Source organism: Allobacillus halotolerans (assembly GCF_018967645.1).
GTDB classification, from domain to species: Bacteria; Bacillota; Bacilli; order Bacillales; family Alkalibacillaceae; genus Allobacillus; species Allobacillus halotolerans.
On the sequence record NZ_JAHLZF010000032.1, the window covers coordinates 1 to 689 of the forward strand.

The window sequence follows — 689 nt, forward strand, 5'->3', positions numbered from 1 at the left end:
ACAACAGTCTCGAACCAAAGGCTGGAGCCACCATGGCTTCCAAGGTGTACGACCCCGAGCAACGCAAACGCATGATCACTGGGCCTCAGTGGTGGGCTCGCTGCAAGCAAATGAACGTGCTGGACTCCTTCATCAACTACTATGATTCCGAGAAGCACGCCGAGAACGCCGTGATTTTTCTGCATGGTAACGCTGCCTCCAGCTACCTGTGGAGGCACGTCGTGCCTCACATCGAGCCCGTGGCTAGATGCATCATCCCTGATCTGATCGGAATGGGTAAGTCCGGCAAGAGCGGGAATGGCTCATATCGCCTCCTGGATCACTACAAGTACCTCACCGCTTGGTTCGAGCTGCTGAACCTTCCAAAGAAAATCATCTTTGTGGGCCACGACTGGGGGGCTTGTCTGGCCTTTCACTACTCCTACGAGCACCAAGACAAGATCAAGGCCATCGTCCATGCTGAGAGTGTCGTGGACGTGATCGAGTCCTGGGACGAGTGGCCTGACATCGAGGAGGATATCGCCCTGATCAAGAGCGAAGAGGGCGAGAAAATGGTGCTTGAGAATAACTTCTTCGTCGAGACCATGCTCCCAAGCAAGATCATGCGGAAACTGGAGCCTGAGGAGTTCGCTGCCTACCTGGAGCCATTCAAGGAGAAGGGCGAGGTTAGACGGCCTACCCTCTCCTGG

Annotated in this window: 1 protein-coding gene; it reads left to right on the forward strand. The window is 55.3% G+C overall.

Translation table 11 applies throughout. The annotated features are described in order from the left end of the window. Positions 1-32 precede the first annotated feature (32 nt). A partial coding sequence (locus KQ486_RS14725; protein ID WP_216687972.1) for an alpha/beta fold hydrolase occupies positions 33-689 on the forward strand: 657 nt, incomplete at its 3' end.